This window comes from Parasegetibacter sp. NRK P23 (genome assembly GCF_023721715.1).
Taxonomy (GTDB): domain Bacteria; phylum Bacteroidota; class Bacteroidia; order Chitinophagales; family Chitinophagaceae; genus Parasegetibacter.
The window spans coordinates 2,352,101-2,366,620 of sequence record NZ_JAMDLG010000001.1 but is presented as its reverse complement, the minus strand read 5'-3'; the positions used below and the strand labels follow the sequence as shown (position 1 = coordinate 2,366,620).

Below are 14,520 nucleotides of genomic sequence, written 5' to 3'. Positions count from 1 at the left end.
AAGATTTTACAAACAACCTTTATGTTAAAGCGATTTATTGAACGCCCCGTATTGGCCACGGTGATCTCTATCCTGCTGGTGATCGTGGGTGTGTTAGGATTGACCAAACTTCCCCTCCAACAGTTCCCCGATATCGCGCCGCCCGCCGTGCAGGTTATGGCCCTGTATCCCGGTGCCAACGCTGAAACAGTGCTGCGTTCCGTGGCGCCGTCTCTTGAAGAGTCCATTAATGGCGTGGAGAACATGTTGTACATGAGTTCCACCGCCAGTAACGACGGCTCACTCGTGATCACCGTTTTCTTTAAGCTGGGTACCGATCCCGACCAGGCCGCGGTGAACGTTCAGAACAGGGTGGCCCAGGCTACCAGTCAGCTACCTGCTGAAGTGGTGCAGGCGGGTATTACCACCGCGAAACAACAGAACAGTCTGGTAATGGTGGTGGACCTTTTTTCTGAAGACAAAGAAAAATATGATCAGACTTTCCTGACCAACTACGCACAGATCAACATCATCCCGGAGATCAAAAGGATACCCGGTGTCGGGCAGGCGGTGGTATTTGGTGGCAGCAAGGATTATTCCATGCGTGTATGGCTGAATCCAGCGCAACTTACTTCTTACAACCTCACTCCGCAGGAAGTAATGGCCGCCATCCGCGATAAGAACCTGGAAGCCGCGCCTGGAAGGTTTGGCGAAAGCAGCAAGGAGTCATTCGAATATGTAATCAAATACAAAGGGAAGCTCAGTAAGCCCGATGAGTACGAAAACATCGTGATCCGCTCGAACAGTGATGGTTCTATCCTTAGATTGAAAGATGTGGCCAGGGTGGAATTCGGGTCCTATACTTACGGCAGCAATACCCGTGTGGAGGGGTTGCCGGGACTGAACATCGGTATCTTCCAGAATGCGGGTTCCAATTCCAGTGATATACAGATCGCGATCAAAGCATTGATGGAAAAGGCCGCGAAAGATTTTCCGAAAGATGTGAAGCACCTTATTCTTTACAATACGAAGGACTCCCTCGATCAATCCATCAGTCAGGTAAAAACAACTTTGATCGAAGCGTTCATTCTCGTGTTCCTTGTGGTGTTTCTTTTCCTGCAGGATTTCCGTTCCACCCTTATTCCCGCGATCGCCGTTCCGGTAGCCATCCTCGGTACTTTCTTCTTCATGCAGTTGCTTGGTTTTTCCATCAACCTGCTCACGTTGTTTGCGCTGGTGCTGGCCATTGGTATTGTAGTGGATGATGCCATTGTGGTGGTGGAAGCGGTACATGCAAAAATGGAACACGAACACCTTTCTCCCAAAAAAGCCACGGTATCCGCGATGAGTGAAATCACCGGCGCGATCATCTCCATCACACTGGTAATGGCGGCGGTGTTTTTGCCGGTAGGTTTTATGGAAGGGTCCACCGGCGTATTCTACCGGCAGTTTGCCTTTACCCTGGCTATTGCCATCGTGATTTCCGCGGTGAACGCGTTAACGCTGAGTCCTGCGTTGGCAGCGCTTTTCCTGAAAGAACACGAGGGTTCCACACACGGAAACAAGAAAACATTCAAAGAGAAGTTCTTCGCCGGGTTCAATTCAGGCTTTAATAAACTCACCAATAAGTACACCGGATCCATCAGGTTCATGACAAAATACCGTTGGGCCAGTTTGACCGCGCTTCTGCTGGTGATTGTTTCCACTGTGTACATGGTGCGTAAAACACCGACCGGGTTTATTCCTTCAGAAGACCAGGGCTTTATCGCCATCTCCATCGCCACACCGGCAGGGGCTTCCCTCGACCGCACCAACGCGATCGTAAAAGAAGTGGAAGAGAAACTGGCTGCGCTTCCGTCTAAAAAAACGCTGATGGGATTGGGTGGATTCAATATCCTTACGCAATCCACAAGTCCTTCCGCAGGTGTGGCCTTTATCCTGCTCAAACCCGCAAAGGAAAGGGGAGATTTGAAAGACATCAACGCGATCATGGGAGATGTGAACCAACGCCTGGCCGCGATTAAAGGCGCCAACTTCTTTGTGTTCACTTTCCCGACAGTGCCCGGTTTTAGCAATGTGGACGGACTTGATTTTGTGTTGCAGGACAGAACAGGTGGTGATCTCCAGAAATTCAGCGGCGTGGCCAACAACTTCATCATGGAATTGATGAAACGCCCGGAAATAGCCGTGGCATTCACCTCCTTCAAAGCTGATTACCCGCAACTGGAAATGGAAGTGGACGAAGTGAAGGCGGAACAACTGGATGTGAACCTCCGCGATGTATTGCAGACCATGCAGGCCTATTTCGGCAGTGCGCAGGCTTCCGATTTCAACAGGTTCGGGAAATACTACCGTGTAATGGTGCAGGCCGATGTCTCCGAAAGAGCCTCTCCCGAAGCGCTGGACGCCGTATTCGTGAAGAACAGGCAAGGCGAAATGGTGCCGCTCAATACAATCGTGCGCCTGAACAGGGTTTATGGGCCGGAAACCGCTTCGCGTTACAACCTGTTCAATTCTATCGGTGTGAACGCCATGGCCAAACCCGGTTTCAGTTCCGGTGACGCGATCCGTGCCGTGGAAGAAGTAGCACAGCAACAATTGCCTTCCGGTTATTCTTATGAATTCTCCGGGATGACAAAGGAAGAAATCAGTTCCGGCGGACAATCCGCGGTGATCTTCATCCTTTCTCTGCTGTTCATATATTTCCTGCTGGCGGCGCAATACGAAAGTTATATACTGCCCCTTGCCGTAATTCTTTCCATTCCAACAGGTGTATTTGGTGTGTTCGCGGCGATTGGTATGACCGGCATCTCGAATAACATCTATGTGCAGGTAGCACTGGTGATGCTGATCGGACTTTTGGCGAAGAACGCTATCCTTATCGTTGAATTCGCGGCACAGCGCCGCCGGATGGGATATACTTTGCTGGAATCGGCACTGGAAGCGGCGCGGCTGAGGTTGCGTCCTATCATCATGACCTCTCTCGCGTTTATTGTGGGACTGATCCCGATGATGTTCGCGACCGGTCCATCGGCGCAGGGTAACCACTCCATCAGCATCGGGGCCGCAGGCGGTATGGTGAGCGGTGTATTGCTGGGATTGTTTTTCATCCCCGTATTGTTCATCGTGTTCCAGGGACTCCAGGAGAAACTGGTCAGCAGAAAAACACCTGAACTTGCGCTGGAACCCGCCTGATTGAATTGATATGTTTTAAATGAATGAAGTGCCTGTAAGGTAATGCCAGTGCGGTCTGCTAATGCAGGCCTTCATTCCATCAGCAAAAAATCAACAGTAAAAAGATGAAAAAATTACTGAATATACCCATTCTTGCCATCGCGATCTTTTCGATCCTGAACGCATGTAATGTAACGAAGAATACTTCGGCCACGGAAATCCCTCTACCGGATACTTTCCGCTATGCGACTACATCCGATACTGCTTCTGTAGCGGCAGTGAATTGGAAAGCGTTTTTTACAGACAGCCGGTTGCTGGCACTGATAGATACCGCTATTATCAGGAACTATGATATGCAGGTGGCCCTTAAAAATATGGAAGCCGCGCAACTTACCCTGAAGCAGTTGAAGAACGCCTACCTTCCCGATGTGCGTTTACAGGTTATGGCCAGTTCAAACCGCCCGTCAGACAATAGTCTGAACGGTTTGAGCGCCAGCCAGTTCCTCGGCACCACCCATGTGGAAGATTTTACCGCGGCAGTCGGGCTTTCCTGGGAAGCGGATATCTGGGGCAAGATAAAGAACCAAAAAGCCGCAGCCCTGGCCGCTTTTCTCCAAACCGGGGAAGCGCGTAAAGCCATTCAGACCAATATAGTGGCGAACCTGGCGAAAGGTTATTTTAACCTGCAGATGCTGGACGAGCAACTGCGCATCGCAAAAAATAACATTTTGCTCAACGACAGCACACTCCGCATCATTCGTTTGCAATACAACGCGGGCGAAGTAACCCTGGCGGGTGTGCAACAGGCAGAAGCACAGCAGATGGCGGCGCAGCAACTGGTCCCATTGCTGGAACAGCAAATCGCTATCCGTGAAAACGCGCTGAGTATCCTCTCGGGGAAACTGCCCGGTAGCATCCAACGCAGTCCGTTGCCAGCCAGCGCCTCATTCGCGGGCGCGCTTACCGCGGGTGTACCGGCCACCTTACTGGGAAGAAGGCCCGATGTAAAGTCGCAGGAACTCGCGCTTGCCATCGCCAATGCAAGAACAGGCATTGCCAGGGCAAATATGTACCCTTCGCTGAGTATTACGGCTTCCGGCGGACTGAACGCTTTCAAAGCAAGCAACTGGTTTAACTTACCTGCTTCGCTCTTCGGAACGGTGGCCGGAGGTTTAACACAACCGCTCTTTTTGAAAAAACAACTGAGGACGCAATATGAACTGGCGCTGATAGAAAGGGAAAACACCGTGATCCGTTTCCGCGGTACCGTACTTACCGCCGTTGGGGAAGTAAGCGATGCATTGGTACAGTTGGAGAAACTGAAGGAACAGGAGCTCATCGCAGCGAACCGCACGCAAACCCTGCAAAAAGCGATTCAAAACGCCACCCTGCTTTTTGCGAATGGGAAAGCAAGCTACCTGGAAGTGATTACCGCACAGGCAAATGTATTACAAAGCGAACTTGACCTTGTGGCCGTAAAAACAGCGCATCTTACTGCGGGGGTTGAATTGTACCGCTCCCTGGGTGGGGGCTGGAATTGATAAAATGATGGTGGCAAAGAATATATGAAATGATTTTATTGATCGTATGCCCTTATCGGACAGCATAAAGCCCATAAAAGGCATAATATTAGAGCTGGATAAATTTTAACCTCCGAAAAGCTGTGATATTTACTTCTTTCATATACATTTGTGCTTTCATAGGATAAGGTTTAATGGTTTAACCATTATTAGCCCCGGTGTCTACCGGGGCTTTTGTTTTTTTAATAATTGATCTGGTCGAAAACATACAGGGCATCCTGCCAGCTGAGCCGGGATTCTACGATCCTTACCTGGGTAAAGTAATTACCTGTTCTGTTGTACGTGGTTTGAACGCCCCAACTGTTGAAATTGGCGTATTCAAGGTCAAAGTCGCGGGGCGCAACGCCGTTCAGTGACTCGACCACTGAATATCCTCTGAAAGTTTCTACAATATAGTTTCCGGTAAAATGGTCCACATAAGCAACGGTACCCCGCTCGTGCGTACGCATCCATTCCTGGGGATCCGGGTTGTTGTCTATGAGCACCTTGCTGCAACTGCTTAACACAAATGTACTGGCCAGCATCAGGAGTAAAATTGCCCTTTTCATAGTTGTAAATTTTGGGTTTGGAGATAGGAAGTCAATATCCGCCCAAAGCTTACTAACAACTTGTTAAACAAAGGATGTTGAGGATTTCATTAACAGGGTTTTATGGCAACTGTTAATGAAATGTTCAGGTAAGTATTTCCCGGATTTTTTCCGCTACCGCACTAAGCAGCCCGGGGTCCGTTTTCATATAAGCCTTTTCATCTGCTCCATAGGGTATTATTGCCCGGTAGTTGCCCTCATCATCGGGTTCAAAATGAAATGTACAATCCTGTATATTAACGATGAACCGGTGTGAATACCCCGTTTGCTGCAATTGGGTGGCAAAGGAATAGTCGGTTCCCAGGTGGTGAAGTTCCAGGTCAAATACATCGAACATAGCAGGTGGTGGCTGATATTTTTTATATTGGTGAAAGATAGGCCTTTTGTGGGCTCTGCCATTCAATCCTGTATCATGCTTCGATCAAAGTTATTGGTATATATGGTTTCCATGCTTTGTTTTTCCTCCTGTTTCACCTTCAGGATGGAAGAGGGTAAGATGTTGCGGAAGCTGAATCGTGCTGGGGTGGATGCCCGTTCTGTAATGCTGACCTATGGAAATGATCGTATACACTATACCGTAACCGGATCGGATACTATGCCCACGCTCGTTATCTTACATGGCAGTCCGGGGGGCAGCAGGGAATACCTTCCTTACCTCAGGAGTGCGGCATTGCTGGAGAAATTCCGCGTGGTGGCGGTGGACCGTCCGGGGTTTGGGCTTAGTAATTTTGGAACATCCTATCCGTTGGAGGAGCAGTCGCGTTTGTTGGGGCCAGTATTGTACGCCCTTCGCAATAGAAAACCTTTGTTTGTGGCCGGCCATTCATTGGGTGGGCCTGTTGCGGCTATTCTTGCAGCCGATTACCCTGAACTGGTGCATGGATTGGTGATTATGTCTGGCGCATTGGATCCTGCATTGGAAAAGAAAGAATCCTGGCGGCCATTGTTGAACAGGGAGCCGCTCCGCTCGTTATTGCCCGGCGCTTTTCCCCAGAGTAATATTGAATTGTGGTACCTTAAGAACGACCTGAAACTGTTGGCGCAGAAACTGGACCGCATTCGTGCCCGGGTATATATTCTCCATGGGGCCACCGATAAAATGGTGCCTCCGGAGAACGTAGCTTATATGCGGCAACATTTCGTGCACGCCCAAAGCATACAGGTAACCATGCTGCCGCGAACCGGACACCTGCTGCACCTCACAAGGGTGAAAAAGGTCACGGAGTTTCTGCTTGGCTTGGAATGATTTTTTGCCCGGGATGTTTTGGTACAAATAACACAATTAACGTGGGAAGCGGTTAACTTCGCGGCAATGTATTTTGCATGAAACGGATATGTCTTCTTACCCTGCTTTTTTTTCTTTGCTTTATTTCTTTTCAACCTGCAACTGCGCAGGTGAATTACAAGGCGGAAATGAAGGCGCTCAGCCGGAACATTCAACAATATTTCTTTCTGCAAAAGGAAGGCTATTATAAAGAAACCGTTCATCCCGAAAAAGATGGCCGTCCTGTGTCTTACCTGTGGCCACTTTGCGCTATGCTTCAGGCTTCCAATGAAGCCAGGGATGCGCCGTTGATGAAGCAGGTGTATATGGTGATCGGCAAATACCTCGATCCCCGTTCCCCGGCTCCGGGCTATGCTTCTTACCCCATGGAGAAAGGTGGCGGCTCCCGCTTTTACGACGATAACCAATGGATCGGCATCACCGCCATGGACACCTATGAACGTACAGGAAAAAAGGCATACCTCGAAACCGGGAAATTGATCTATCGCTTCATGATGACAGGATACGATACCATCTCAGGAGGAGGATTGTACTGGAAGGAAGATGAGAAAAAATCCAAGAACACCTGCAGCAATGGACCGGGCATATTGCTTGCCCTGCAGTTGCACCATGCTACAAAAGAAAAGGCCTATCTCGATACGGCCCTGCTTTTATACAAATGGACCAATCAACAACTGAAAGCGCCCAATGGCGTTTTTTACGATAACATTGAAGTGCCAGGTGGCAAACTTGTAAAATGGATGTTCTCCTATAACGCAGGTACGATGTTGCAGGCTAATGTGTATTTATATGAAGCAACGGGTGATACAGCTTATCTTACCGAGGCGCGAAGCATAGCAAAGGCTGCCACGGCGTATTTTCTTTCCGGTGAAAAATTCCTCGATGCTTACTGGTTCAACGCGGTGCTGTTGCGGGGATACGAGCACCTGCTGCGGCACGATGCTGATACAACGCATATAGTCGCTTTCCGTGCCTGCCTTGACCATGAAATACTTCACCAGAAATCCGCGAACGGCCTATTTAAAAAAGAAAAGGAACTCGACCTGGTGGCGCAGGGTGGCATGCTGGAAATGCTGGCCAGGTTCGCCGCGATGCAAAGACGTGGTATGCTAAAGTAGGTTGATGGCGCTACACAACCTTATTGCCTTCGGCGATTTTTTTAATGCGTTGCAACGCTTCTTCCCACATCGGCTGGTGTACTTTGATGTGCTTCAGCGACAGCGGACCGGCATCCGTGGAAAGTATGGTGCCACCGGCTTTTTCAGCCAGGGCAAATATTTCAGTGTATTCTCCTAACGGTGTGGGGGGAACGCTGTTGATGTCATCATAATAACCTGTCTTTAACAGCGATGCGGGTTCGTTAAGGAGAATAATCCCTTTCGCGCCCATGTTGCCATCGTTGTCTTTCCATACTACTTCCGATCCCTGCGCCCAGTTGGTCTCGGCCCAGGTGCCTTCTCCGAAGGCGGCGGCCCATTGGCGCAAGGTTTCAGTTCCGGTGAGTACGGCCCAGGTCCTTGCAGGTGCTGCGTTTATTTCTATGGAAAGTACAATACGCGCCGTTTCAACATATTCTTTTAATAAAGTGCCGATGATCTCATTCCACCCCGCCTCGAAGTTTTTGCGCGCGAAATCAGGATTGTCGGCCGGAAATGTTTCCAGTCCGCTATGGGTTAGTCTTAACAACGTGCCGTTCGCTTCTTCAGATAATTCAAAACTAACCAGTGAATCTCCCTCATATCCTTTGTAGCGCCAGCTGTAGGCGAGTTTGTGTTGCGGAACCACTTCCGTTATAACGCAAATATGTGTATAAGTATGTGCTTCCGTTCCGCCATCAAATTCAAAGGTGAACCCGGGCTCCGCTTTGAATTCTGCCAGGTCGAAATACCATTCTTTCATCTGGGTTTTGTCGGTAATGGCTTTCCATATTTTTGAGGCGGGTGCGGTAAGGTGTATTTCTTTCACCAATGCTTCCATATTGATCCGGTTTAATTACCTTCAATTTACTTTATCCGCATGGATTTTTATTTTACTTTTTGAAAAGCGATATGAAAGATTTTCCACCGGAATTTTCCGATAACGAACAGGAACATCATTTTGAATGGACCACACCGTCAGGAACGGCGTTCATTGATTATAAAAAAACGAGCCGCCAGTTAATGCTCATCCATACCGAAGTGCCTGAAACCATGCAGGGACAGGGCATCGCGCCCAAACTGGTAACCGCGGCGCTTACTTTTGCGGAAGAGAACGGACTGAAGGTGATCCCGCTTTGTGTATATGTACTCGCGTTCCTGAAGAAGCACCCGGAATGGAACCGCGTGCTGGCGCATGAACCCAAAGGATAAAAATTACAACACCAGTTTCTGGAAAAGTTCTTCCAGGGTGGTGGCAGCGTCTTCGCAGAATCCCGGGTGCACTTTGGAACATTGCACCACCGTGCTTCTCGTGGCTGTGAGCCAGCGAAAACGCGCCGCCGCATCCAATGCGCCAATGGGGCCGCTACCGGGCAGCGCCAGACTTATTTCCCTGAACGCGTTCAGGTGATGGCTGATCTCATCGCAATCCACCGCGTCGGAAAACGCATGTATGCGTTCGTGGTTGATGTGGAACTTCGTTTCCAGGAAACGCAGGCTCTTGCAATAAAGAATCACCCCCACGTTTACAAATTCCTCCCTTTCAACGCGTGGTACCACCCTTACTACGGCATATTCATATAAGTGCTTTCCTTGCATGGAGGGCTTCGTTTACAAAGTTTCGGGAATGGAGCAGCCTGTTCTCCAGGAAACGGGCATAAATATTCTTTTGCTCAGGAACACTGCTTTCATGGTGCGTAAGCCATTCGTCGGGGATGAGTTCTGTGATGGCACGGATATGTTCCGGTGTGAGCAGCTTTTTAAAGTCTTCATCCACTGCTTCAATATCCGTGGCATAGGGGAGCAGTACATGGTCTTTCACCTGCACAAAGGGTTTGGTACTTTGTTCTTCCCAATTGGTCCAGGTATGGTGGAAATAAAGTGAGGCGCCGTGGTCTATCAGCCACAGTTCCCGGTTCCATACCAGCATATTGGTATTCCGGGGGGTACGGTCCACATTCATCAGGAAGGCGTCCATCCACACAATTTCGGATGCGGTACGGGAAGGCAGTTTCGTAACGTTGGGATCGAAGGTGATGGCGCCGGAAAGGTAGTGCAGTGCCAGGTTCAGGCCCACACTCGCTTTCAGGAGATCCTGGATTTCCTCATCAGGCTCTGTTCTGCCAAAAGCCTCATCCAGTTGGGCGAAAACCAGTTCCGGAACGCGGAACCCAAGCAGTCTGGCCATTTCTCCGCCTATCAGGTCGGCGATCAGTGCACGGGAACCCTGTCCCGCACCCCTGAATTTCAGTACATACATAAAACCATCGTCTGCTTCGGTAATGGCAGGCAGGGAACCGCCCTCCCGTAACGGGGTGATGTAACGGGTCACGTTTACTGTTCTGAGTTGCGGAGCAAATAAAGCCATAAAAGGTATTCCTGCTGCAAAGAAAAGGAACTTTGCGGAGGAATTTCATAATCCTTAGAGCATGAATGGCTTAGGTGAATTTTGCTGTAAGTGTTAAAATAAATGTAAAAAAGACAATTATTTTAAATAAGTTTGTTCTAACGATTGAATTCGGGAGCCAAAACTGGATTGCTACTATGAATATCACTTGCCATAAATACACTTCGGTGGTGTTGTGTTTGTTGATTTGGTGCGCACAAAACACCGCCATGGCCCAGGAGCCTGTTTACAAACTTGGCATAGAACAAGGCCTTTCCAATAATTCAATACGCTGTATTTTCCAGGACCATAACGGCTACATGTGGTTTGGTACCTACGATGGCCTGAACCGCTATGATGGCTACGATTTTAAGGTGTTCAGGAACAGACCGGGCGACTCTCTTTCGCTCTCCCACAATTTCATTTACAGTATCGCGGAAGATAAATCAAACCGTTTGTGGATCGGAACAGGGCAGGGGATCGGTATATATGACCCGCCCACGGATGTTTTTACGCCCGCCCGTTTTTCTGATCCAAGAGACGGTAAAAAGAAACGCATCATCACCAGTGTTAATGCGGTGGCGGCCGATGAGAAAGGGAACGTGTACATCGGCTCAAACGGGTTGGGTTTTATGGTGCAGCAGGCGGGGGGCGATGCCGCAAAGGTGGTGCCGGTGCAGGTAAATGGTGCTGAAACGTATTTTTATAATGCTTTCGATATAGATGTGGATCGTGCGCAGCGGGTATGGGTATTGAACGATATCGGGTTGTGCAGGTATGATCCAAAGCAGGGAAAACTGATGCTGGTGCATCCGCCCATTCCTCTCGTAAGGAGTATGGCTGTGGGGGAGCAGGGTGAAATATGGCTTGCGTCGGACGCAGGCGTGTTCCGTTTCGATCCCGCTTCAAAAAAACTTACCCGCGACAACAGGAGCAACGGCATTACCGGAACAATCACCAGCATCGCTTTTGATGGGCGCAGAAACCTCTGGATACCCTCGGAAGGTGGTGGTGTCACTATTTTCAGGGGTGATGGCCTGGGGCGGGATGAATTGAAATACGGGGAAGGGAAGTACATGCTCAACAGCGAGTCGGTATTGAGTGTTTACGAGGATCGCGAAGGAAGAATATGGATGGGAAGCATGAAAGGCGGTCTGAACGTCATGGATCCTTTCAAAACCAGGTTCCGCGCCGTGGACCTCACGTTCACGGGCAACAAGGAGTTGCCGGCGAACAATTTCACTTCTTCCTTCTGCGAAGATTCTGAAGGGTACATCTGGATCGGATCGGAAGGTGGCGGTTTAACCCGGTGGAACCGAAAATTGAATACGGTGGTGCATTACAGGCACCGTCCAGGAGATGCCTCCTCACTCAGCAACAACCAGGTTACGAATATTTATGAGGATAGCCGTGGGGAAATATGGGTGGCTACTTTCGGTGGCGGTGTGAACCGCTTCAAAAAAAACAGCGGCACATTTGAGCATTATACCTGCTTCAACAGCGGGGAAAAAATTGTTAACCCCAATGCCTGGCAGTTCCTCGAAGACCGCGACCATGTTTTGTGGGTATCCACCTTTAGCGCTGGAAAACTGTACAGGTATGATCCGGAGAAAAACAGTTTTCTTCCCTTCGACCAGCAACTAAATGACCTGTTCTCTCTTTATGAGGACAGGGCCGGTACCATGTGGGCCGGCGATTGTTATTACCTGGTGCGGATCGATAAGCAAAATCACCAGCACCAGTATGTAGACATCGGCAAACCCGTAAGGGCATTGCATGAAGACAAAAAAGGCCGTTTCTGGATTGGTACCGAAGGAGCCGGGCTGATGCAATACGACAGGAAGACAGGTAAAATACTGAAGCGTTGGAGTGATGAGGATGGATTAAGTAATAATGCCATCCTCAGAATACTGGAAGATGATAAGGGGGTGTTGTGGCTCACCACGTTCAACGGCCTCACCAAATTCGACCCCGCTTCAAATACCTTCACCCGTTTTTTCTCTTCCGATGGTTTACAAAGCAACCAGTTCCTGCACAACGCGGCGCTCAGGTTAAAATCTGGTGAATTTCTCCTGGGGGGTATTGGCGGCGCAAATATTTTTTTCCCGTCATCCATTGTGCCGCGGTCGTACATGCCACCGTTGTCGCTTACTGCATTAAGCATCAACAACCTTCCACTTCGCGAAGGCAACCGGTATGTGAAGAATGAAAAGAACGAGCCGGTTGCACTGGAAGTACCTTATGATGATGCATCGGTAACCGTAAGTTTCGCGGCATTGGAGTTTTCCGCACCGGAAAAAGTAAGTTATGCCTACTTCCTGGAAGGCTGGGATAAGAACTGGCATGAAGCGAGCAAACAACGGCAGGTGAGTTATCCCAGGTTGCGGGAGGGGAATTATGTGCTGCACATCAGGTCTACCAATGCTGATGGTGTCTGGAACCCGGGACAAATTCGCTTACCCATTACCGTATTACCGCCCTGGTACCGCACCTGGTGGGCCTATGCGGCTTATCTTATACTTGCAGCCATCGGTTTTTATGTATTGCTCCGCTACAGGGCAAGGCAGCAGCAGTTGTCTTACGAAATGAGACTCGTGAAGCTGAACGCTGAAAAGGAGCGGGCCGAGCATGAAATGGAAAAGGTAAAAAGCAACCAGGAAAAAGAGATCAACGAAAGACGCATCTCGTTCCTCACCAATATCTCGCACGAATTCCGCACGCCGCTTACCTTAATCATCAATCCGCTGAAAGATATGATCCGCCGGAAGCGGGAGGAAGAAGACGCGCCCGCCGATGAATTGCAGATCGTGTACAGGAATGCGCGCCGCCTGTTGAGCCTGGTGGACCAATTGCTGCTTTTCCGTAAATCCGATGGAATGGAAGAGCAATTGAAAGTAAGCGAGTTGAATTTCCGGGAATTGTGTGAGGAAGTCTACCAGGCATTCACCCAGCAGGCCAGGCTTCAGCAGATTGAACTGGTATTCGAGTGCGCCGAACCACAAGTCGCCTTATTCGGTGACAGGGGAAAACTGGAAATTATCCTGTACAATTTATTGTCCAATGCAATGAAATACACCCCAGCCGGTGGAAAAATTACTGTTGGCTTGTCAGAGGAAAAAGAACAGGTGGTATTAAAAGTAGCGGATACAGGTGCAGGGATACCCGCCCATGTGGGCGACAAATTGTTCGGGCGCTTTTACCAGGTGGAGCAGCCGGGAGTGGCCAAACCCGGATTTGGTATCGGACTGTACCTGGTGAAGCAGTTTGTAGATGAACTGAAGGCTGATATTGATTATGAAAGCCGGGAAGGTGCCGGTACGGAATTTACCATCACCTTCCGCAAAGGAAATGACCATTTGCAGGATGCCATTGTAGAAGAAAAGGCGGCTTCCGGCAACGGTTTGCTCAACGAATTGGTGGAAGATGAACTTTGTGTGGCGGAAGAAATCAGGTTGGAAGCAAAGCAGGAAGCCATTATCGGAGAAGAACCCGGGCTGCTGGTAGTGGATGATGATCCGCAGATCAGGCAATACATCGCCGGGATGTTCACCGGTTTCACGGTGTACACGGCTGAAAACGCAGAGGAAGGGCTGGTTCTCGCCAGACGGCATCTCCCCGACATGATCCTCTGCGACGTAAACATGCCCGGCATGAATGGCGTGGAACTCTGCGGCATATTAAAAAAGGATCCCGCGCTCAACTTTATTCCGGTGATCCTGCTCACCGGCAGCGCTTCCCAGGAGATGAAACTGAAAGCCGTGGAAACCGGGGCGGATGATTACCTCACCAAACCGTTCGACAAAGACCTGCTGCTCGCAAGGGTACAATCCTTATTGAAGAACAGGTCCAATCTCCAGCACTATTTCTACAATGAAGTCACCCTCCAGGATAATCCGCTGAAAATACCTGCCGAATACAAGGAGTTCCTCGAAAAATGTATGGCCATTGTGGAGCGGCATATAGACGATGAACAATTCAACGTAAAACTTTTCGCTTCGGAACTGGGCATGAGTCATTCCGCCCTGTATAAAAAAGTGAAATCCATTTCCGGACAATCGGTAAACGCCTTTATCCGCTTTATACGGCTCCGGAAGGCAGCTGAAATATTAATTCATACCCCCTCGAATGTGAACGAAGCGGCTTTCCAGGTGGGCATCAGCAGCATTAAATACTTCAGGGAGCAGTTTACCAGGCAGTTCGGGGTTACGCCATCAGAGTACATACGAAAGTACAGGAAAGCTTTTGGCCGGTCCTACCACCTTACGGACACCACAAACAAACGGAAATAATCAGCTTCAACAGGGGAAATACGAAATTGTACCCCCAATTGGGAGAAAATGAGGGTTAAAATCGGGTGCAACGAGGTTAATATTGCATCAGCACCCAAGTAACG

11 protein-coding genes are annotated in these 14,520 nt (G+C 49.4%); 6 read left to right on the top strand and 5 right to left on the bottom strand.

Annotation, left to right across the window (positions count from 1 at the left end; all coding sequences use genetic code 11):
- Positions 1-21 precede the first annotated feature (21 nt).
- Both M4J38_RS09555 and M4J38_RS09550 read left to right on the top strand, forming a co-directional pair.
- Positions 22-3,174: an efflux RND transporter permease subunit gene (locus M4J38_RS09555; RefSeq protein WP_251759330.1), complete on the top strand. Its 3,153-nt coding sequence runs from the start codon at positions 22-24 to the stop codon at positions 3,172-3,174.
- A 104-nt stretch (positions 3,175-3,278) separates the two neighbouring features.
- On the top strand, positions 3,279-4,694 hold the full coding sequence (locus M4J38_RS09550; RefSeq protein ID WP_251759329.1) for a TolC family protein: 1,416 nt from the start codon (positions 3,279-3,281) through the stop codon (positions 4,692-4,694).
- Between the two features lie 221 nt (positions 4,695-4,915).
- On the opposite strand, the gene M4J38_RS09545 is transcribed toward M4J38_RS09550, so the two are convergent.
- Together M4J38_RS09545 and M4J38_RS09540 are read right to left on the bottom strand one after the other, a co-directional pair.
- Positions 4,916-5,281 (bottom strand): hypothetical protein, encoded by a 366-nt coding sequence (locus tag M4J38_RS09545; protein ID WP_251759328.1) that lies wholly within the window; start codon positions 5,279-5,281, stop codon positions 4,916-4,918.
- Positions 5,282-5,405: 124 nt separating this feature from the next.
- A complete protein-coding gene (locus M4J38_RS09540) occupies positions 5,406-5,657 on the bottom strand; it encodes a hypothetical protein (protein ID WP_251759327.1) in 252 nt (83 codons plus the stop codon).
- A 75-nt stretch (positions 5,658-5,732) separates the two neighbouring features.
- On the opposite strand from M4J38_RS09540, the gene M4J38_RS09535 reads away from it, so the two are divergent.
- Positions 5,733-6,566 (top strand): alpha/beta fold hydrolase, encoded by an 834-nt coding sequence (locus M4J38_RS09535; RefSeq protein ID WP_251759326.1) that lies wholly within the window; start codon positions 5,733-5,735, stop codon positions 6,564-6,566.
- Positions 6,567-6,643: 77 nt separating this feature from the next.
- On the top strand, positions 6,644-7,723 hold the full coding sequence (locus M4J38_RS09530; protein ID WP_251759325.1) for a glycoside hydrolase family 76 protein: 1,080 nt from the start codon (positions 6,644-6,646) through the stop codon (positions 7,721-7,723).
- Between the two features lie 10 nt (positions 7,724-7,733).
- On the opposite strand, the gene M4J38_RS09525 is transcribed toward M4J38_RS09530, so the two are convergent.
- On the bottom strand, positions 7,734-8,582 hold the full coding sequence (locus M4J38_RS09525; RefSeq protein ID WP_251759324.1) for an SRPBCC domain-containing protein: 849 nt from the start codon (positions 8,580-8,582) through the stop codon (positions 7,734-7,736).
- A 71-nt stretch (positions 8,583-8,653) separates the two neighbouring features.
- On the opposite strand from M4J38_RS09525, the gene M4J38_RS09520 reads away from it, so the two are divergent.
- Positions 8,654-8,953: a GNAT family N-acetyltransferase gene (locus tag M4J38_RS09520; protein WP_251759323.1), complete on the top strand. Its 300-nt coding sequence runs from the start codon at positions 8,654-8,656 to the stop codon at positions 8,951-8,953.
- A gap of 3 nt (positions 8,954-8,956) precedes the next feature.
- Here M4J38_RS09520 and M4J38_RS09515 read toward each other — a convergent pair whose 3' ends face one another.
- Together M4J38_RS09515 and M4J38_RS09510 are read right to left on the bottom strand one after the other, a co-directional pair.
- Positions 8,957-9,340: a DUF3037 domain-containing protein gene (locus tag M4J38_RS09515; RefSeq protein ID WP_251759322.1), complete on the bottom strand. Its 384-nt coding sequence runs from the start codon at positions 9,338-9,340 to the stop codon at positions 8,957-8,959.
- The gene (locus M4J38_RS09510; protein ID WP_251759321.1) at positions 9,318-10,109 is read right to left on the bottom strand and encodes a HipA family kinase; all 792 of its coding nucleotides are present in this window, start codon (positions 10,107-10,109) and stop codon (positions 9,318-9,320) included. The genes M4J38_RS09515 and M4J38_RS09510 overlap by 23 nt, the downstream gene beginning before the upstream one ends.
- 176 nt (positions 10,110-10,285) lie before the next feature.
- On the opposite strand from M4J38_RS09510, the gene M4J38_RS09505 reads away from it, so the two are divergent.
- A complete protein-coding gene (locus tag M4J38_RS09505) occupies positions 10,286-14,416 on the top strand; it encodes a two-component regulator propeller domain-containing protein (protein ID WP_251759320.1) in 4,131 nt (1,376 codons plus the stop codon).
- Positions 14,417-14,520 lie beyond the last annotated feature (104 nt).

Coding starts and splice junctions, on each gene's coding strand:
- M4J38_RS09555 (WP_251759330.1), top strand. CDS start 22: ATGTTAAAGCGATTTATTGAACGCCCCGTATTGGCCACGGTGATCTCT.
- M4J38_RS09550 (WP_251759329.1), top strand. CDS start 3,279: ATGAAAAAATTACTGAATATACCCATTCTTGCCATCGCGATCTTTTCG.
- M4J38_RS09545 (WP_251759328.1), bottom strand. CDS start 5,281: ATGAAAAGGGCAATTTTACTCCTGATGCTGGCCAGTACATTTGTGTTA.
- M4J38_RS09540 (WP_251759327.1), bottom strand. CDS start 5,657: ATGTTCGATGTATTTGACCTGGAACTTCACCACCTGGGAACCGACTAT.
- M4J38_RS09535 (WP_251759326.1), top strand. CDS start 5,733: ATGCTTCGATCAAAGTTATTGGTATATATGGTTTCCATGCTTTGTTTT.
- M4J38_RS09530 (WP_251759325.1), top strand. CDS start 6,644: ATGAAACGGATATGTCTTCTTACCCTGCTTTTTTTTCTTTGCTTTATT.
- M4J38_RS09525 (WP_251759324.1), bottom strand. CDS start 8,582: ATGGAAGCATTGGTGAAAGAAATACACCTTACCGCACCCGCCTCAAAA.
- M4J38_RS09520 (WP_251759323.1), top strand. CDS start 8,654: ATGAAAGATTTTCCACCGGAATTTTCCGATAACGAACAGGAACATCAT.
- M4J38_RS09515 (WP_251759322.1), bottom strand. CDS start 9,340: ATGCAAGGAAAGCACTTATATGAATATGCCGTAGTAAGGGTGGTACCA.
- M4J38_RS09510 (WP_251759321.1), bottom strand. CDS start 10,109: ATGGCTTTATTTGCTCCGCAACTCAGAACAGTAAACGTGACCCGTTAC.
- M4J38_RS09505 (WP_251759320.1), top strand. CDS start 10,286: ATGAATATCACTTGCCATAAATACACTTCGGTGGTGTTGTGTTTGTTG.